The sequence below is a fragment of the Herbaspirillum sp. GW821-FHT09A12 genome (assembly GCF_059418325.1).
Window position 1 is genome coordinate 336,475 of the sequence record NZ_JBWKPR010000003.1, and the last position, 18,437, is coordinate 354,911.

14 protein-coding genes are annotated in these 18,437 nt (G+C 62.8%); 6 read left to right on the forward strand and 8 right to left on the reverse strand.

Features of this window, described 5'->3' with window-relative positions:
* Positions 1-36: 36 nt before the first annotated feature.
* Both AC07N6_RS11660 and AC07N6_RS11665 read right to left on the reverse strand, forming a co-directional pair.
* Positions 37-249: a hypothetical protein gene (locus AC07N6_RS11660; protein ID WP_494783295.1), complete on the reverse strand. Its 213-nt coding sequence runs from the start codon at positions 247-249 to the stop codon at positions 37-39.
* Between the two features lie 83 nt (positions 250-332).
* Entirely contained in the window at positions 333-491 is a 159-nt protein-coding gene (locus AC07N6_RS11665; protein ID WP_225201430.1) for a hypothetical protein, read from the reverse strand.
* 335 nt (positions 492-826) lie between these two features.
* On the opposite strand from AC07N6_RS11665, the gene AC07N6_RS11670 reads away from it, so the two are divergent.
* Positions 827-1,255, forward strand: a complete 429-nt coding sequence (locus AC07N6_RS11670; RefSeq protein ID WP_494783294.1) for a hypothetical protein — start codon at positions 827-829, stop codon at positions 1,253-1,255.
* A 175-nt stretch (positions 1,256-1,430) separates the two neighbouring features.
* On the opposite strand, the gene AC07N6_RS11675 is transcribed toward AC07N6_RS11670, so the two are convergent.
* The 3 genes from AC07N6_RS11675 to AC07N6_RS11685 all read right to left on the reverse strand — a co-directional run bounded on the left by AC07N6_RS11675 (position 1,431) and on the right by AC07N6_RS11685 (position 2,423).
* Positions 1,431-1,838 (reverse strand): CesT family type III secretion system chaperone, encoded by a 408-nt coding sequence (locus AC07N6_RS11675; RefSeq protein WP_494783293.1) that lies wholly within the window; start codon positions 1,836-1,838, stop codon positions 1,431-1,433.
* Positions 1,839-1,933: 95 nt separating this feature from the next.
* Positions 1,934-2,071: a hypothetical protein gene (locus tag AC07N6_RS11680; RefSeq protein WP_494783292.1), complete on the reverse strand. Its 138-nt coding sequence runs from the start codon at positions 2,069-2,071 to the stop codon at positions 1,934-1,936.
* 175 nt (positions 2,072-2,246) lie between these two features.
* Positions 2,247-2,423 (reverse strand): hypothetical protein, encoded by a 177-nt coding sequence (locus tag AC07N6_RS11685; RefSeq protein ID WP_494783291.1) that lies wholly within the window; start codon positions 2,421-2,423, stop codon positions 2,247-2,249.
* Here AC07N6_RS11685 and AC07N6_RS11690 point away from each other — a divergent pair.
* Entirely contained in the window at positions 2,418-3,638 is a 1,221-nt protein-coding gene (locus AC07N6_RS11690; RefSeq protein ID WP_494783290.1) for an aminotransferase class III-fold pyridoxal phosphate-dependent enzyme, read from the forward strand. The genes AC07N6_RS11685 and AC07N6_RS11690 overlap by 6 nt on opposite strands.
* Positions 3,639-3,828: 190 nt before the next feature.
* The gene (locus AC07N6_RS11695; protein WP_494783289.1) at positions 3,829-4,518 is read left to right on the forward strand and encodes a hypothetical protein; all 690 of its coding nucleotides are present in this window, start codon (positions 3,829-3,831) and stop codon (positions 4,516-4,518) included.
* A 54-nt stretch (positions 4,519-4,572) separates the two neighbouring features.
* Here AC07N6_RS11695 and AC07N6_RS11700 read toward each other — a convergent pair whose 3' ends face one another.
* Positions 4,573-7,467 carry an NEL-type E3 ubiquitin ligase domain-containing protein gene (locus AC07N6_RS11700; RefSeq protein WP_494783288.1) on the reverse strand — a complete coding sequence of 965 codons (2,895 nt, stop codon included), beginning with the start codon at positions 7,465-7,467 and terminating at the stop codon, positions 4,573-4,575.
* A gap of 1,094 nt (positions 7,468-8,561) precedes the next feature.
* Between AC07N6_RS11700 and AC07N6_RS11705 the strand changes: the two genes are divergently transcribed.
* Genes AC07N6_RS11705 through AC07N6_RS11715 form a run of 3 tightly spaced genes read left to right on the forward strand, consistent with a single transcriptional unit; the run spans position 8,562 to position 13,781 of the window.
* Positions 8,562-10,289 (forward strand): ShlB/FhaC/HecB family hemolysin secretion/activation protein, encoded by a 1,728-nt coding sequence (locus tag AC07N6_RS11705; protein ID WP_494783287.1) that lies wholly within the window; start codon positions 8,562-8,564, stop codon positions 10,287-10,289.
* Positions 10,290-10,322: 33 nt separating this feature from the next.
* A complete protein-coding gene (locus AC07N6_RS11710) occupies positions 10,323-13,325 on the forward strand; it encodes a two-partner secretion domain-containing protein (RefSeq protein ID WP_494783286.1) in 3,003 nt (1,000 codons plus the stop codon).
* 57 nt (positions 13,326-13,382) lie between these two features.
* Complete coding sequence (locus AC07N6_RS11715) at positions 13,383-13,781, forward strand: hypothetical protein (RefSeq protein ID WP_494783285.1); 399 nt, start codon at positions 13,383-13,385, stop codon at positions 13,779-13,781.
* A gap of 111 nt (positions 13,782-13,892) precedes the next feature.
* Here the strand turns inward: AC07N6_RS11715 and AC07N6_RS11720 are convergent, their stop codons facing one another.
* Both AC07N6_RS11720 and AC07N6_RS11725 read right to left on the reverse strand, forming a co-directional pair.
* A complete protein-coding gene (locus tag AC07N6_RS11720) occupies positions 13,893-15,704 on the reverse strand; it encodes a hypothetical protein (protein WP_494783284.1) in 1,812 nt (603 codons plus the stop codon).
* Positions 15,705-15,986: 282 nt separating this feature from the next.
* Positions 15,987-18,410, reverse strand: coding sequence for a TonB-dependent receptor (locus AC07N6_RS11725; RefSeq protein ID WP_494783283.1), 2,424 nt, complete (start codon positions 18,408-18,410; stop codon positions 15,987-15,989).
* Between the last annotated feature and the right edge of the window lie 27 nt (positions 18,411-18,437).

The following is an 18,437-nucleotide window of genomic DNA, read 5'->3' on the forward strand; positions in this document are numbered from 1 at the left end:
CGGGCTCCTGATAGCGGCGCAGGATCGACGTTGCGATCATTGCTGGTCGTTGACGTTCTTGGCCATGGTGGCGAAGACCTTCATCTTGGCCAGCGAAGTGGCTTGCTGCGACACCCACAACTGGAACTCCATGGCCTGCTCGGCGCCGACCTGGGCATTGCCCACCATGGGGTCAGCCGCGCCCTGGCGCATGCTGGGATTGCCTTGCGATTGATAGCCGCCAGCCATCTGGTTCTGGAAAGTAGACATGGTCGTTTCCTCACTCGGGATTGAAATGCAGGTGGGACCCGCGAGAGTCCCACCTTACTCAAAAGAACTTATCTGCCAACCGCTCAGATGTAGCTCTTGACGTTGTCGCGCTTCTTCTTGTCGATCGTGTGAGACAGGTCATCCGCAGCTGCAATTTCAGCATTCGTATTGACGACGTTTTGCTCAGCTACTTGAGTAGCAGTGCTTGCGGTCGATGCACCACTGATAAAACCTCCAGCCATAATAACCTCCATGAAAGTTAAAGATTACCGCAGCGCATTGTGCCCCCGCGGTCCCAACTAAGTGGAACGGCAAGGGGCGCAGGTTCCATCGCGCCGTGCATGTTTCTTCGCGGCGCCCGGCCCGGTGAATCGGAACATCCCACAACCGATCCTGGCCAGGCATGACGCCGCCGCTCTGGAGGCCTTCACCTGTCTTGGAAGAGCTGCTTCATCGGGGTGCGAACAAGAAATCCGGTTGGCGCATGATTCATTTTTCAACGCTGGAACCAAAGGACGAAACGGGTTCACCCATGGTGGCAGTACACAAGCCCCTCCTATTTTTGTAAGGAAACAGCATGAGCATGAATATCACTTTCAGTGGCGGCACCGGCGACGTGACCGGTGGCAACGAGACTCCATCGGCGAATGAAGTCAACGGCTTCAAGGACGGCCTGTCGAAAAAATCCGACCAGGAACTGCTGCAGGGCCTGCTGCAAGGCAACCTGCCGCAGTGGCAGCAACAGGCCATCAAGGATGAACTGCAAAAACGCCATCCGGAAGCCGAGCAGTCCGATGGCGCCAATGGCGCCGGCGGTGGCGGCGGCGGCGGCGGTTCCAATGAGCTCGATGACCTGATCAAGAAGCTCAAGAATGGCACCATCTCCGACGCGGAAATGAACAAGCTGTCGGCCCTGACCGGCGTGTCGGTCGATGAACTGCAACAGGAGAAGGGTAAAAATTCGGCCGGCAACCTGGGCCAGGAAAGTGACATCACGGGTGGTTGAAGCGGCCCCGTGAAACGGGATGGTCAACACGCCGCATCAGGTCTCAAGGGCTGCGTCCTGTATCGCACAGGACGCAGCCCTTTTTCGTTGTTGCCGATACGGTGACGGTGACGATGGCAATGATGGACAGGATGGCCACCGCGCGTGATCGCATGCGCGGCGGCTGACGGCTTTGCTACACGAATGTGAATCGATCCTGGCGCCAGCGCTTCGCCAGGCCGGAGAAGAAGCGCAGCAATTCCAGCGTCGATGCCGCATCCGTTTCCTCGTGCAGAGGAAACCGGCACATCAAGGCGACGCTGTCGCGCATGCGATCATAGGTGAATACCGGCGCGCATACGCCGAACAGATACGTCTGCGTCTCCAGCAGACGCAGCAGCACCGCTTCGCGCGCGGCGCCTGGCAACGCGCCGAAATCGCAATGCATGTGCACGCTGTCGGGCAACATCAATCCGACATGGAACAGCGTGAAGCCGACCCCATCGACTTCGATCTGCGCGGCCTGGTACATGGCAGGCTTGACCTCGATCGACAGCTGCTCGCACAAGCGATCGATCAAGGCGTGGTAACGGTGTATCGACATACTTCCCCAATTTTCTTTTTTTAATCATGCGGCCGGGCGCAGCTGGTCCGGCCAAGGCGGCGTTGCGGCGCGTGAATTGCGCCCCAACGCCATGATCAGACGATATCGCCGTTCTTGGAACCGCCGCCGTTGTTGCCATTGCCGCCGCCGGTCAGCGTGCCCAGCGGATCGGTAACGGCGCCGATTGGATTGCTCAATACCGTATTGAGCATGTTGACAGGATTGATGTCCATCTTGTTTCTCCATCTGATGAGTGGATAGATGAGTCGGGCTTCCGGCGCGCGCGGTTCCACGCCGCTGCCCACAGCTCAACCGCCGGGGCCGGCAACAATCGCTTTCACTTTATCTCTGCCCGGGCATGCCTGGCGCGACACGTCGCTGGAACCCTTGGACCAGCCGCTACACCCATCAATCGAGGCGGCCCATGCCGCGCCCTTCCACCGCAACGACCAGCGCCATGCGCTTACTGCAATGAACCATTTCGTCGGCCCCGCCCTGGCCCAACAAGACCATCAAGCCATCCATCTTGCGCACCATGTGCGGCCAGAACAACTTCGCCTGTTCAGCAGGGCCGAGGGCATGCATGTGTGGGACGCAGACGCCAACAGATTCCTGGACGGCGCCTGCGGCCAATACTGCGCCACGCTCGGTCATGACCATCCCGCCCTGGTGCACGCCGCGGCCAGCCAGCTCGACGCGCCGGTCTATAGCAGCCAATTTCTCCAGGCCCCCCATGCGCCCTTGTCCGAGCTCAGCGCCAAGCTGCTCAAGCTGCTGCCGCCAGGCATGCAGCGTGTGCTCTACACAAACTCCGGCGCCGAGGCCAACGACCTGCTCTGCCGTTCGGTGCGGCATTTCTGGAAACTGGCCGACAAGCCGGACAAGCGCATCATCATCAGCCACCGCCGTGGCCGCAGCCGCCATGGCGCCGGTCATGCCTTCGACGGCCTGTCACCGGACCGGATGCGCCACATCGCGCCGCCGTACTGGTTCGGCTACGATGGCTTTTTGACCGAATATGAATTCGGCCTGGCTGCGGCCCGCGAACTGGAACTCAAACTGCTGGAGCTCGGCCCGCAACGTGTGGGGGCGTTCCTGGCCGAACCGTTTCAAGGCAACGGCGGCGTCATTTATCCTCCCTACAGCTACTGGCCGGAAATCCAGCGCATCTGCGAACGGTACGACATCCTGCTGTGCGTGGATGAAGCTGTCAGCGGTTTCGGCCGCTGCGGCCAGTGGTTCGGCAGCGACCACTTCGGCATCCGTCCCGACGCCATGCTGCTGGACCGGGGCCTGACCTCGGGTTACGTGACCATGGGGGCGTTGGCAGTGTCAGAGCGCATGGCCGACACGCTCGCCGGCCTGGACGGCCCGTTCGCACACGGCGTTGCCGAGCAGGCTCATCCACTGGCCGCGGCAGTCGCACTGGCCACCCTGCGCGTGCTGGACGACGACGGCCTGATGGAGGCCGTCGAACACGATACCGGCCTGTATTTCCAGTATTGCCTGCGCGAGCGCTTCGACGGCCACCCCATGGTAGGCCAGATCCAGGGCAGCGGCATGGTGGCCGCGCTGCAGTTGTCGCCGGCTCCCTGGCGCCGGGCCAGCTTCGACCAAGCGGGACTGGCCGGGCACTCTTGCAGCTTGCGCGCGCGGCAGCATGGCCTCCTGGTGAGCGCCGTGGGCGATCGTCTGGCGCTCGCGCCGGCGCTCATCGCACGCCACCCCCATCTGGACGAACTGATCGACAAGCTGGGACGCGCAGTGGATGAGACCGCGCAAGCCCTGGCGCTGATGTAGCCCGTCCCAACCGCATCGGCACAAGCGGCGACCGACGGAAAACGCCGGCGCCGGCGATGGCGACGCATGCATGGCTGGCTGTCGCAAGCCCCGCGGTGTCGACGGAACCGGGCGGCAACATTGCGCTACTCATGTTGGCAGGCCGCCCCGCGCGGCCTGCTTGACAACAACAATGAGCCAGGAGCGCATCATGTTCGATCCGACTTTTGCCGACCAAACCATCGCGCCACGCCTGTGGGGACTGGTGAAGGCCGCCGACGGCTGCCTGCCCGGCGAAGAAAGCCATAACACATTTTATATTCGCAACGGCGGCGAGGCCGGGGTGCTGGCCTTTGCCTCTGCCTTGGACGCCGAGATCTACCGCCAGCAGTTGCTGGGCCTGGGACTACCGGGCTGGCAACGCGCCCCGCTGGAGCACATCGACCTCGAACGCATCATGTCCGGCCAACCGGAACAGCAACGCAGGTTGATGCTGGCGCTGGGATTTTTCGCATCCGATACCAACGACCTGCTGCTCGACGAGCAGCAGATGCTGATCACGCCGCTGTTGCCGGTGCCGGTCCGCATGGCGCATTCGCTGCATGGCATATCGCAGCTGCACATCGAGCGCGAGGTGCTGGACTTCGTCGAGCGGTGGTGGGAACGGGTCGGCGGCGACCACTACAGCGACCAGATGCGGGTAGCCGCATGCTGGTCCGACCTGCAACTGGCGCAAAGCGCGCGCGCGGCGCTGGACTGCGCAGCCATGGCCAGTGTGCGGCGCTATCACGCTATGTGGCATGACACCGGCAGCGGCGACGAGTGCGCGGTGTTTTCGCCGGACACCGGCGCTTGGCATTTTTCCAGCCTGAACGGGCCCAACAAGCGCTTGCTGCATTGAATCCGCCCTATATCCCCCTCATGGAATGGCCGGCATTTGCCGGCCATTCCATTTTCAACGCCGGCGGTGGGATCTGCGCGCCGGCGCCGCTGTTGCCGCTGTTGCCGCTGTTGCCGCTGTTGCCGCTGTTGCCGCTGTTGCCGCTGTTGCCGCTGTTGCCGCTGTCACCAGTTCTTCTGTTTTTCTCAGCAAGGCCGCTTCATACGGAGATTCGCCTTGATCCTTGAGTGTCTTGACGACGGACTTGAACAGCGCCAGCCGACTTTCTTCAAAGGAAAGTTCCAGCGCGGGAGCGAGAGCAGGAGCGAGAGCAGGAGAAGGAGCGGAAGTGGAAGCGGGAGCAATGGCAGCGACGCTGGTTCTGCTGTCGTTACCATGACGACGCCGACTGCTGACGTTGGCTGCATCGTCGGTCGTGCTGCGCCGGCTCGCCCCCCGATCTTGCGCTCGGTGGCCATGACCGGAGCGATGCCGATTCGAATCGGCATGGTGACTGCGCTCGCGCTCTCGATGACCGCCGGCAGGCGCGGTCGAACGCCGCCGCGTACCGGGTTCCGGTGCGGCGACTGCCATGGCGCTGGCTTCTGCTTCCAGTTGGCCCAGCCGGGTCACCCCCTTACTGACGTGCTTTTCCTTGTCGGCGAAGGTGATCGCCTTGGCGTCTGCCCCGCCACGACGCAGGAGCTCGTGCGGCATGACCACCGGAGTGCCTACCGCGGTGATGAGATTGTTAAGCAAGGCAAAGTCTTGCCCAGCCTCGGGATGGTCCATCGCATATTTTTCGGTGAACTTCTCAAGTTCGTCTCGCAACTTCTCCATCTTGGCGTCGAGATCGGCCTCAAGACGCTTCAGTTCGGGATCGTTACGCACCTCGTCGGTATGGCCGTTACGATCCATAAAATCGGCCCAGTGATCCCAGGAGGTCATCTTCTTCAACACATTGGCCCGGCTCAAGCTTAACCTCTCCGCCATGCTGCTCAGTTCCGCCGACGTTACGTTGAGCGTATCAGAGTAAAAATTATTGTCGTGCATGTAGGTATAAAGACCTGCCTGGACGTCGCTCAGCAAGCCGCGCGATTGCATCTTGTTCTGGCACAGGCTCAAGACCTCGATGTCATCAACCTTCTTGTCGGCCTGCAACTTGGCATACTTCTTTCTATCGCTCTTGGCATAAACGGTTTCCTCTCCAGGATCTGGATAGCGTATCTCGATGGTGCCATTACGTCTGACCTGATGAAACTTCTCCCCCACCAGCTTGGACAACCTGACGCCGGGATTGGGCCAAAAAATTGAATGGAATGCCCGGTGGTTCTTGTCGATCGCGGCCAACAACGCACGGCGATAATCCTTTTTCATACGCTTGATAATGTCACCGACCAGCGCTCGCACTTTTTCACGCTTGATCTGCTGTTCCATCTTCTGATAAAACTTTTCGGCAGTCCAGTTTTCCCGGATGGAACGGGCAGTCGTGCACATTGCCTCCATCATCTCCAGGCCTTCGGTGGCCAGCGCATCGGGACAGCTGCTTGCAGCAACCTTCATGGCCACCAACACTGTCCCGCACAACTCCTTGTCGCTTTCCATGAGCTGCAACATGTCGGCCACCCGCTGACGCTGGCGCGCCTGGTTTTCACGCCCCCCATTCCTGAACGTGGCGGTACTCTTGATCCGATCGAGGGTTGTGGCGAATTCGTTCAACCGGACGTAATGATCTTTGACAATTTCATAGGGCGCACGGCGTTTGACGCCATTGTCGTCTTCCTCTTCCAACGCGTAGAGGTGGAGGATGCACTGATGAGCGATCGCGCTGGATTGCTCCATTTCATGCGTATCCTCGTTGAGCCAGAACGCCATCTTGTGACTAAGGTAGCCATCACAATCGATCATTGCCGCCGCATAGGCCTCGGGCCCAACTTCGGTCACGTACGGCACAGGCATGTCGTCCAGATACAAGTGGTCTGGTCGAGAGGCGCTTTCATGTGCTGCGCCACTACTGCCTGGTTGCGCCTCGTCCAGCGAAGCTGCCAGGGCCAGCTCGAATTCATCCCTGGCGAATGTACCGAATTCGCTGAGTTGCTCGCTTCTTTCCACTGCTGCCGAGTCGCTCTCGCTGTCGAGTACATAATCGCCCAAACCGATCTCTTCCGCGCCCATGTCCGCAGGCAGCGAAGAGCCGGCTTCAGACGCATACCTGGACTGCTCGCTTTCGGATGAGGAATCATCCGAATCGTCTTCCACCTCGTCGATGGGGTACTCTTCTGCCGGAGCCTGGCGGCGCGTCGCGGCGCGGGCATAGACGTATTGCGCTCCATAACGGTCACGCTCATAGTCCTCGCGCGAGAATACGCGCGGTTGATAGTCAGAAGGCTCGGTATGTCGATCGCTGCGCGCTTCCCAATTGTGGCGCTCGCGCCGCGGCTCGCGTGCCCTGACGACGGGATCGGGCTCGATGGCGATGCCTTGAGCGGTAAAGCTCACCGCCGCATTCGGATGAATGTTCATCCATGCACGCAGATATTCTGGTGTCAGGCCGCTGCCAGAAACTTCCATCGTCAGGCCTCGTGGCAGACTCTGGGGCAAACGTTTCAAGGCGGGGTTGTTACGCACCGAAAGGTGTCGCAACTGGTTCGGCAAGTCATTGGGCAATTTATAGAACAACTCGTTATCGTCCAGCGAAACGGACTCGACCCATCCGGGGATCAGCCGGCCAGATGAATGGATCGCCAGCAGGCCCATGTCTTGAAGAACGAGTCCCACAGGGTGCGCATCATTGCTCCAGGCAGACCTGTCGTTCCATACCAAGTTCAATGCGTTTTGCAACGCCGACAGCTGGCGATCCGTACGGGTGTACGTGAAGTCGATCGAGGAAAATGGGATGTCCGGATATTGATAGGTATATCGTTGTAAAGGATCAGGTGCGTGTGATTGGATATTGTTCAGGGGATACATGATGTGATTACTCCGGGAAAGCATCGCTTGCATCGTTCGGTGCAACGATTTTGGGGTGGGCGTTCGCAGCCTGAATGGCGGCGGCGCAAGACCTTCATTGATCGATAAGTGGAAAACCTGCGATCCGGGTTCCGCTTCCCTGCCGGAAAAACGATGCCCACGACCACCCGCCGTGCGGAACGGCCGAAGATGGAACCGTCAGGCCGGCAGCGACATATATGGTCATGGAGGGCGCGGACAACTTCAACCTGTTGTCGAACGGCGTCTCCGGGAAAGAAATCCCCCCGTTTCGATTCCGGAGCAACGACCGCGCTTCCCGCCGAACAGCCACGTTCACCTGGCGCTCCGTTCGGCGGCAAGTAGAAGAAAGCCGCGCCGCCTGGTCAGGCGCCTGACCTTAATAGCGCATCCGGCCGCGGCAGAATATCGCCGCGGCCTGTTCCCCGGCATTGGCCGAAACATGCAAGAGACCGGCCCCTTGTTCGCAAGGCTTGGGGGAACGCAACGGCCGGACCAGACAAGCCAGACTCGCCGATCAAAGGAGCACAGTGAAACCGCAGACGACATCGCCGGTCTTGCCTGACGCTTCGCGTGAGGCGGATCGGCGCCACCAGGCCGCAGCGCGACCGCTGCCCGCCAACCCGGGCCCTGCTGCCAGCGCCCGCCGCAGATACGACGTCGACGATCTGTTCGGCGTCTTCCCTTAACATTATTTCAGCCAGCACTAACCTTGATGACGGCGCCCTCGGGCGCCGTTTTTGTTCAAGCTTCATGCATGGCCGGCTCTATTCCCATTCGGAGATCCGTCTACCGTATCGGCCAACCAGGCACATGGCAAAGCACGTTGATCTCCACGCCTTGATCCGGGTTTCGACGAAGGCGACCCTCCGGCATTTGTTCCCGACAGCACCGCGCGATAACACTTTTGCATCGGTTCCCCGGCGTGAGGAATGTTGAGACATTCGATCGGCGAATTGCCCTACAGTATTTTCACGCCAACGCCTCGACGCGTCGGCCTTGAATAAACAGGCGCAACAAAACCAGCAGTGTCGACAGCCAGGCTTTCTCGCCTGGCGATAAAAAGGGGAAGCGACGTGGTTGCCTCAATCAACACAACAGGGGAGTGGTCTGCCGGCTTGCGCGCGGATGATCGCAAAAGAGTCCGGCGCACGCTATGGGTCATCGGCCCGGTGCTGAGCCTGGCCGCCTCGGCGGCCCACGCGCAAAGCCTGCCGGGCGCCGGCGAACTGCTGCGCGACCTGCGCCCGGCGCAGCCATTGGCCGCGCCGGGCAACCAGAGCCTGCCGCCCGAAGCGCCGCTCGGCGCCACGCCGCTGCCGGCAGACATCGGTCAGGAAAAATTTGCCGTTAGCGGTTTTCGTATCGAAGGCGCCGTGGCGTTTTCACCAGACATCCTGGCCCGGCTGTTGCAAGACCTGGTCGGCCCGGAGCGCAGCCTGGCCACGCTCGATGAAGCCGCCGCTCGCATCACCCGCTTTTACCGCGAGCATGGCTACCTGCTGGCGCGCGCCTATCTGCCCGCCCAGCGACTGGACCAGGGCCTGGTGCGCCTGCTGGTGCTGGAAGGACGGCTGGGCGAAATCCGGCTGCATAACGAATCACGGATAGACAGCGCCACGCTGCGGCAACGGCTGGACCGGATCGGCCTGGGCTTGCCGCTGGCCGGCACCCGGCTGGAACGGGAACTGCTGTTGATCAACGATCTGCCGGGCGTGGCAGCGCGCTCGGCCTTGACTCCGGGCAGCTCGGTGGGCAGCACCGACCTCGAAGTGCAGGTGGCCGATGAGCGCCATGTCGAAGGCGAAGTCGGCCTGGACAACCACGGCAATCGCTATACCGGCGCCGTGCATGCCAACGCCGCGCTGGCGCTCAACAATCCCCTGGGCATCGGCGACCAGTTGCAGTTCAACGCCATCAGCGCCGGCAGCGGATTCAACTACGGCCGCCTGGCTTACCAATTGCCGCTGGGCGCGGCCGGCGCCACCGTCAATGTTTCGTATGCGGCCATGGCGTATCGGGTGGGCGCCGATTTTTCACGGCTCGATGCGTCCGGCAGCGCGCGACTGGGGTCGGCAGTCCTGGCCTACCCGCTGGTGCGCAGCCGCCGCCTCAATGTGGGATTGCAGTTGCGCCTGGAAAGCAAGCGCTTCAATGACCGCATCGGCCTCATCGATTCGCGTCGCGACAAACGCATCGATGCCGCCACCACCGCAGTGACGGTAGACAGCGCTGACGGCTGGCTGGGCGGCGGGCAAAGCCGGGCGCTGCTGGGCGTGACGCTGGGCCGCTTGCAACTGCCCGCTGCGGATATCGCCGACGACCAGGTCGGGCACCGTACCGCGGGCCGTTTTGCCCATGGCAGCCTGCAGGCCACCCGCCTGCAGGCGCTGGGATCGCAATGGGAGGGCTTGCTTCAGCTGAGCGCCCAATATGCCGCGGGCAATCTGGATTCGGCCCAGAAATTCTCGATGGGCGGCCCCTATGCCGTGCGTGCCTACCCCTCCGGCGAAGCCCCGGCCGACGACGCCGTCATGCTCAACCTCGAGCTGCGCCGCGCGCTGGCCCCCCAATGGCAGGCGTTTGCCTTTGCCGACGCCGCACGCGGGCGCCTGAACCACAGCCCGCTGGCCAGCGATGGCGCCAACCTGCGCAACCTGTCCGGGGTCGGACTGGGGACGCGCTGGAGCCACCCGCAAGGGTACCGATTGCAAGCGACGCTGGCCTGGCGCACCGGCTCGCCGGCCACCTCCGAACCCGACAAGTTGCCGCGCTTCTGGCTGCAACTGGCAAAGAGCTTCTGACTCCCCTCCGATAGACCCTCACAGGAACACGTCATGCCCCGACTCCCTTGTCACGCCGGTCGTGCCTACGGCTACCCCGCCCTGATTCCACTGTTGCTGCTGGCCGCCGCCGCCGGCGCCGCCCCTACCGGCGGGGCGATCAGCGCAGGCAGCGGCAACATCGCCAGCAATGGCGCCGTCACCACCATCACCCAGGGCAGCGACAAGCTGGCCATCAACTGGAACAGCTTCAACATCGCCGCCGGAGAAAGCGTCAACTTCGTGCAGCCCTCGCGCGAGGCGATCGCACTGAACCGGGTACTGGGCAGCGGCGCCAGCAAGATATTCGGCAATCTCAACGCCAACGGCAGGGTGTTCCTGATCAATCCCAACGGCATCCTGTTCGGCGCCGGCGCCAGCGTCAACGTCGGCGGCCTGCTGGCCTCGACCCTCGACCTGTCGGACCAGGATTTCATGAATGGCAAACTGCGCCTGAGCGGCAATGCCGGCAACGTCACCAATCGCGGCCAGATCACGGCCGCCGATGGCGGCTTCATCGCGCTGCTGGGCGGCCAGGTCAGCAACGACGGCACGCTCACGGCGCGGCTGGGCAACGTGACGCTGGCCGCCGGCAGCGCCATGACGCTCGATTTCAATGGCGATGGCCTGCTGCAGGTGCGCATCGACCAGGGCACAGCGCAAGCGCTGGCGCAGAACCGCCAACTGATCGTGGCCGATGGCGGCACCGTGCTGTTGAGTGCGCAAGCGGCCGACGCACTGGCGCAGGCGGTGGTCAATAACACCGGCGTGATCCAGGCGCGCAGCGTCGACCGGCGCCACGGCGAGATCGTCCTGATGGGCGACATGCAGAACGGCCTGGTCAAGGTGGGCGGCACACTCGATGCATCCGCCACCGATGGCAATGGCGATGGCGGCTTCATCGAGACCAGCGCCGCCCGCGTGCAGGTGGCCGACGACGTGCGGATCGACACCCGCGCCGCCGCCGGCGCGACCGGCACCTGGCTGATCGACCCGGTGGATTTCAAGGTGGCCGCCAGCGACGGCGACATCAGCGGCGCCGCATTGGGCGCCAGCCTCAACGCCAGCAATGTCGTCTTGCAGAGCAGCAGCGGCGGCAGCGCCGGGCGCGGCGACCTGCTGGTCACCGACCGCGTCAGCTGGAGCGCCGACACCACGCTGACCCTGACGGCCGCCAACGACGTCAAGGTGCAGGCCGATGTCACGGCCACCGGCAACCATGCCGGACTGGTCATCAATCCCAACACCGCCAACGGCGGCAGCGCAGCCAGTGGCGCCGGTCGCTTCACCGTCAGCGACGCCGCCGTCACCCTGTCGGGCAGCAATCCGACCTTGTCCATCGCCGGCAACAACTACACCGTGATCAATGACCTGGTCACGCTGCAAGCCGTCAACGCCAGCCTGGACAACGTCACCACCCGTTACTTTGCGCTGGGCAGCAACATCGATGCGAGCGCCACGGCCAGCTGGAACGGCGGCCTGGGCTTCGTCCCGCTGGGCGCCTGGGGCGCGGAGTTTCGCGGCATCTTCGATGGCCTGGGGCATACGGTGTCGGGCCTGACGATACAGCGCCCATCCAGCAATGCGATAGGCTTCATCGGCTACACCAGCGGCGGCAGCATGGTGCGCAACCTGAACCTGGCCAACGTCAACATCAGCGGCAACGAGAACGTCGGCGGCGCCGTCGGCAGCAGCTTCGGCGAGATCTATAACGTGCGCGTGAGCGGCAATGTCTCGGGCAACAACAACGTCGGCGGCGTAGCCGGGCAAAACTATACCCGCAGCGAACACATCATCAACACGGCGACCGTCTACGGCCTGACCAACGTGGGCGGAGTAGCCGGCGCCAGCTCCGGCTGGATCGTCGATTCGGTGGGCGGCGGCGCCGTCAGCGGCGTGCGCTCGGTCGGCGGGCTGGTGGGTTCCAGCAGCGGCACAGTGGTCAACAGCTACGCCTCGGGCAACGTCAGCGGCGACGAATACGTGGGCGGACTGGCCGGCTACAACGTAGCGGGCGCCACCATCTCCACCAGCTACGCCAGCGGGGCAGTCCATGCCGCAGTCGCTTACCAGGGCGCGCTGGTGGGCTACAACGGCGCGGTCTCAAGCATCCGGTCATCGTTCTGGCTGGATGCCAATGGCCCCGGATACGGCGGCAACGACGGCAGCATCGATGCCCTCACACGCGGCCTGACCGCGGACCAGGCCAGCCTGGCCTCGACCTACGCCGCGGCCGGCTGGGACATCGGCAACAGCACCGGCAGCAGCCAGTGGCGCATCTATGACGGCAATACGCTGCCGCTGTTGCGCAGCTTCCTGCGCCCGACCACCGTCACTCCCGTTGGCGGCGTGCGCGACTATGACGGCACCACCGGCGGCACCTTGAGCTATACCGCCAGCAATGGCGCCGTCCTGTCGGGCGCGTTGACCTATACCAGCGCCGCGCGCGACGCGGGCAACTACAGCACCGGCGCCGGGACGCTCAGCCTGGGGGGCCTGTATTCCGGCCAGGAAGGCTATGACATCGCCATCGCCGACGCCGGCGTCAGCCTGCGCATTGCCCCCGCCACCCTGGTCGTCACCGCCAATGATGCTGCCGCCACTGCCGGCACGCCGTGGGCCGGCGGCAACGGCGTAGGCTACAGCGGCTTCGTCGGCGGCGACAACGCGGCTTCGCTGACCGGCGCCCTGGTATATGGCGGCAATGCGCAAGGCGCAACCCAGGCAGGACAATACCGCATCGGCGTATCGGGCCTGAGTTCGGACAACTATGTGATGCGCTACGTGGATGGCAGGCTCACGCTGCGCGCCGCTCCCGTGACCGCCGACCCCGTGATCGCCAGCCCCGCGGTCGTCAGCCCCGCGATCGTCAACGAGCAGGATTCCCGCACCGAATCCTATAACGCGCCGGTGGCCCTGCTGCCGCAAGGTAGCGACCCGGCCCACAGCGGCGAACTGTTCCTGCGCATCGTCAGTGGCGGCATCCGGCTACCGCTGGGCATCACGGAAACATTCTGAGCACGAGTGCCGCCTTGATCGACGCGCGGCCATGACGACTTGAAAAGGAGAATCACGATGGGAAAAGTATTTTCGGCGGCATTTGCCATGCCTTTGATGGACTGCCTGTTCGACGCCGACCAATCCGCCACGCACTGCATGTACCAGGTCGCCCCCGGGGACTATGGCAACATCGATAACGTCTATGTGGTCTGTATCGCCGACAATTCGGCCGTCACCCAGATCCGCGCCGGGCTGGTGATGAAATCGGACCTGGCGCACACCGATGCGATCTTTCCCTACGCGGTGACGGCGGCGATTGCCGCCAGCCCCATCCTGGCGGGCAAGATCGAACCCCAACGCTGTACGTTCTTCCCGGCCCGCATCAAGGTCGACGGCCCGCCCTTGACCGAACCCGAGATGCTGCAACTGCTGGCGAAACATTATTCGCAGTTCTCGTTTCGACGCGCCTGCTGACAACACGGACCGCGGGTCGCCAGAGCGCCGGCGCCGCGGACGGTCCTTCCGCTATCGGATCGGGATCGCTCATGCCAACTCATGCCAACAACAGCCGACAAGCCGCGCTCGTCACGTCCTCGCCGGCGCGAGAAACGCCAGCTTTTCCTTCAGCGCGGCGATATGCCGGCGATTCTCTTCGGGCGCCTGTTCGAGCTGGTTCAGGCGGGCGTGATAACTTTGCGCGAGATAGTCCATGTCATCGATGGCGGGCTTGGGCGAGGGCACCGCCGCCAATGACGCATATCCTTGTTGCAGCAAGGACGTCAGCTTACCGTCCAGCATCGAATACAGGGTACGTTCGCTTAATTGCTTCAGCTCGCGATTGCGCTGGGCCATTGCCTGCAAGGCAGGCATTGCCGCATCTTCCTCGGCTTGCAGCGTGGCATACCGCCGTTCCAGATCCCGGGTGCCGGGGACAAGCCATTCAGCGACAGGTCTCCCGCTTTCAATAGCATTCCCGTTCGCCTGGCGATGCCTTTCCTGTTGTTCAACGTAATCGCGACGGGCCATGGTGAGTTCAATGGGTTCGCGCCGTATGGCGCTATGGTCTTTGTAATGCCCCATGCGGGTACTCAGACTCTTCGCCGCTTGCGGCGAATAGGCGATCTCAGGCGCAAGACCGCTGGCGTGCGCTTGTTCCAGCGTGCGTGTGACATACCCGTATTCAGCCTTTCCGGCCGCCTCCAGCGTTTGCCCGATCTGCTTGCGCAATATGACCAGTTGCTGCCGCTCGGGAGTGACGGCGCCATCTTCCGGCAACAGCCGCTCAAGCTCGTCGCGCAATGCATGCAGGTGAGGCCTTAGCGGTTCATACTGCCGACTGAGGTAGCGTGCCACCGCCTCGGGAGTCATTTCTGACGCGGCTTCATCGGCGGGGATACGAACAGCCGGTACGCGGCCTTCCAATTCCGTGATCCGTCTTGCCAATGTATCCACCCGTTCCTTGAGCTGCTCGCGCGCCTGCCATTGCTGCGCCCCCTGCTGCGCCATGCCGTTACTCTCCCGCTCCACGCTCATCCCGCTGAGTTCGTGGCGAAGCTGCATCTGGCGATTGCGACTAACCTGCAATTCCAGCGGTTCGGTGTCACCAAGATAGATATTGAGCGTGTCGCGGGTCTCTTGCGAACCCATCAGCTGTTGCGCCAGCCAGTTCGCCCCAGGATGGGAAGATACCTGCACCATGTCATGCGCCCGCAGGGCGATGATCGCGTCGGACCGCTCATTGCATCTGGCGACCAGATCCTCGATCTGTCGCTCCGAGTCGGCTACCGGAAGGCCTAGCGTTTGCATCGCTTGCACCAGCTGGCTATCCATGTCCAGCTTATCCAGATAGCCTGCAATCTTCTTGCGCAATGCCTTGATTTCACCAAGCTGCTCGGCCAGGCGTTGTTGCGACTCAGGTGTCAGGTGGTGCGTGCCGGTCACGAACTGCGGCCTGGGGGCATCCAGTACGGGGATGCCGGATTTCCTGGCGCGCAGCAATGTCCCGATCGCCGCTGCGATTCCTTCGGGCGTGGAATCGTCCACCGGCGAGGCAGAGCGCGCGGCCGCAGCGGCAGCCGGCAGAGGCGACCAGAAATGCAGCTCATCGCGATCGCCGGGTGGCGCGCTGGCGACTCCGTAGGTCACGCGGGGAACTCCCGGGCCGCTCAGGTTATGGCTGCGCTGTTGGCCTTCCCGGGTCTGGTCGCGCCGGACCTGTTCGATGAAATTGCCTCGCGCGCGATGCGCCATGGACTGGCCCAGTCCGGGTACGGGCTTACGCGCGATAGGCGGCGGTGGCTGGCGCGTGCCGGCATTGGCATGCGGCTGATCGATGCCGGCCATCTGGTCGTTGGCCGGATAGGCCGGCGTTAAGTTACCGATGTAGGGATGTACCATGCCTTGCTCTCTTTCATGTGTACCGACCGCACGCTATCCTCTCGGCCCCGTGGGAAATTCAATGGTGAGTAATCATGCGCAAGGACAAAGTTCCAGCCGGCATCGTCATGCCGTTCAGTTAAGCGCTGAACGGCATTTGCGTTTGTGGAGGTTTGTGGAGTCCAGACTCCGTTCGCCCTGAGTAGCTGCGCAGCAGCGTATCGAAGGGCAGGCAAGACCGGTCAATCACGCCAGAACAAAAGCTGCCCGCAACGATGCGGACAGCTTTTTCTTTTGGCAGCATCACCAGCGATGGCTGTAGCTCAAGCTCATCACCGCCCCGGCGCCTGGCAGGCGGCTGGTGTTATTGCTGTTGCGCATGAGCTGGCTGTAGGCCGGGATGTAGTACCGGTTAAGCAGGTTCTCTATACCAAGGGACACCGTGTCCTTGGGCGTGAGCTGATACCGGCTCACCAGGTCGATGGTGGTATAGCTGCCGACCTCCCGCCGGCCAAATGCCGTTTGGCCGTTGAGACGGTAATCGCGTGAAGCGAAATAGCTCGCCTGCAGACGATTGCTCCATTTGCTATTCGGCTTGTACTGCAAATAGGCCGTGAGCTTCATCGGCGGGATGCGGTAACCGCTCATCACCTGGTCGCTGGCGCTGCCCTGCGCAGTTTCGCGCCCCCACATCATTGCGTACGTCGCGCCGCCGCCCCATGCCGAGTCGTCCGGCAGATAGTCGGCGCCGGCTTCGATGCCGGAAATCTTTTCCGCGGTGCGGGTCAGGATCAGGCCATTGTTGAAGCTCTGGATATCGCCCAGCTTGGAGGTGGTGTGGAATATCGCCAGGTTGCCGAGGACGTTGCCGAACGCGCCGCGCCATCCCAGCTCGTAGCTGTTGGTCTTGACCGGCTCAAGGGATGAAGAGGCAATATTAAAGGCCGGGGTGGCATTGCGGATCTGCACGCCGATGTCGGGAAGCTGGAAGCCCTGGCTGAACGAGGCATAGACTTCGTGTCCGGCGACAGGCTTGAATACGAGGCCGGCATTGCTCATCCAGGAGCCGAAGGAAACCGAACCGCCGCGGACCTTCTGCGGAGAGGCCGCTTTGCTCTGCGACAGCGGGATGAAATCGTCGTAACTGGCATTGGCGCGCTCATAGCGCAAACCCGTCTCAACCGACCATTGCTCATTGATTTTGTGCTGGAGCTGGGCAAAGCTGCCAATGGAGCGGGTGGTCAGCAACGGCATATAAAGCAAGGTTCCGGTGCGCTGGAAGACGCTGCCGCCGCTTGCGTCGTACGCTGCAGCGTTGAAGATGTCATCCGGCATGTCGCTGCGTTCCTGGTTGAAGTCCAGGCCCCAGAGCAGTTTGGTCTTGTCGCCCAGCGGCGTATTCAAGGTGGCGCGGCCGCCAAGTACGTGGGAGTTCTGCATCACCTGGTCGACATTGTTGCCGCGCGTGGAAACCGCGCGCGCATCGAAGGGGGTAAAACGGGTGAAGTAGTCGCGGTAGTACAACTGGGTCGACAGCGTGCTGCCGAAGACATCCTGGTTCTGGTAATCCAGGCTTACCAGGGTATTTTTAATCTGGTTCTGTTCCGCCAGCTGCAAGCCATCCAGGGGACGCGCGACGGCGGTGCCCGCCGGCAGTTTCGCTACCGCCGGGTCCGAGCCGTAGGCGCTGTCCTGTTCCGCGACGTAGCGGCTGACGGACAATTGCAAGCGCTGGTTCTTGTCGATGCGAAAGCCCAGTTTCCCGCCCAGGGTGTAGTTGTCGCTATCGAACAGGTCGCCCTGGCTGGGTTCGGGCGCGATGCGCTTGCCTTTGCCGTCGAAGGAGCCGCCCACATGCTGGTAGCCGACGTTGAACGCATAGTCCACCGCACCGCTGGAGCCGGACATATAGTGGTTCACCTCGCCGCCGAGGCCGTCGCTCCCAAGGCGGGACAGCGCGGATTTCAACGTGAAGGTAGTCTCGGCATACGGTTCACCGCCGGCGGGACGGGTGGTCACGGCGATCATGCCGCCGGCGGCGCCAGCGCCATAGATGGCGCTGCTCCCGCGCAGCACCTCGACCTTGTCGATGCTGGCCAGGTTCAGCGTGGCCATGTTGCGGGATGAATCGCGATTGGTGTTGAGCGGAATGCCGTCAACCAGGACCAGGGTGTTCCGGCCGCGCAGCGTTTGGCCATAGTCCGTCATCGTGTGGCTCGAATCGGCCATGCCGGGAACAATCTTGCCGAGCACGGTTGCCAGGCTATCGGACGACTGGCGCAGCTCATTGAGCTCTTCGCGCTCAATGACATTGCTCTGGCGCGTCGGCCGGATGATGCCGCTGCTGGTGCGTTGCGCGCTGATTTCAATCGGTTGCAGCTCGCCGATGGAGGCGCCCAGCGAGAGCGTGGGCGCCTTGACGGTATAGCCGCCACCGGGCAGGCGCTGCGCCTGGAGACCGGTTCCCTGCAACAGGCGGGAAAAACCCTCATCGACGGCGTAAGTGCCCGTCAGCCCCGGACTGGCTTTGCCTTCCAGCAGCTTGCCGTCGAATGACAAAGGCACGCCTGCGCGCGCGGCGAATGCCGGCAATGCCTGTGCCAGCGGACCAGGGGCGATGCTGAAGCTTTGCGCGGCGCTGGCGGTTTCCGCAGCGGCCGCGGGGGCCATGCAGGCCAGCGATGACATCGCCATCGCCGCGGCAGCCCAATGAATGGCTACCGCCATCGCCGATTTGCGCATCAATGCCGCGTC

Excerpts from the sequence above, each read along its gene's own strand:
- AC07N6_RS11660 (WP_494783295.1), bottom strand. The coding sequence starts at position 249 with ATGTCTACTTTCCAGAACCAGATGGCTGGCGGCTATCAATCGCAAGGC.
- AC07N6_RS11665 (WP_225201430.1), bottom strand. The coding sequence starts at position 491 with ATGGCTGGAGGTTTTATCAGTGGTGCATCGACCGCAAGCACTGCTACT.
- AC07N6_RS11670 (WP_494783294.1), top strand. The coding sequence starts at position 827 with ATGAGCATGAATATCACTTTCAGTGGCGGCACCGGCGACGTGACCGGT.
- AC07N6_RS11675 (WP_494783293.1), bottom strand. The coding sequence starts at position 1,838 with ATGTCGATACACCGTTACCACGCCTTGATCGATCGCTTGTGCGAGCAG.
- AC07N6_RS11680 (WP_494783292.1), bottom strand. The coding sequence starts at position 2,071 with ATGGACATCAATCCTGTCAACATGCTCAATACGGTATTGAGCAATCCA.
- AC07N6_RS11690 (WP_494783290.1), top strand. The coding sequence starts at position 2,418 with ATGCATGTGTGGGACGCAGACGCCAACAGATTCCTGGACGGCGCCTGC.
- AC07N6_RS11685 (WP_494783291.1), bottom strand. The coding sequence starts at position 2,423 with ATGCATGCCCTCGGCCCTGCTGAACAGGCGAAGTTGTTCTGGCCGCAC.
- AC07N6_RS11695 (WP_494783289.1), top strand. The coding sequence starts at position 3,829 with ATGTTCGATCCGACTTTTGCCGACCAAACCATCGCGCCACGCCTGTGG.
- AC07N6_RS11700 (WP_494783288.1), bottom strand. The coding sequence starts at position 7,467 with ATGTATCCCCTGAACAATATCCAATCACACGCACCTGATCCTTTACAA.
- AC07N6_RS11710 (WP_494783286.1), top strand. The coding sequence starts at position 10,323 with ATGCCCCGACTCCCTTGTCACGCCGGTCGTGCCTACGGCTACCCCGCC.
- AC07N6_RS11715 (WP_494783285.1), top strand. The coding sequence starts at position 13,383 with ATGGGAAAAGTATTTTCGGCGGCATTTGCCATGCCTTTGATGGACTGC.
- AC07N6_RS11720 (WP_494783284.1), bottom strand. The coding sequence starts at position 15,704 with ATGGTACATCCCTACATCGGTAACTTAACGCCGGCCTATCCGGCCAAC.
- AC07N6_RS11725 (WP_494783283.1), bottom strand. The coding sequence starts at position 18,410 with ATGGCGGTAGCCATTCATTGGGCTGCCGCGGCGATGGCGATGTCATCG.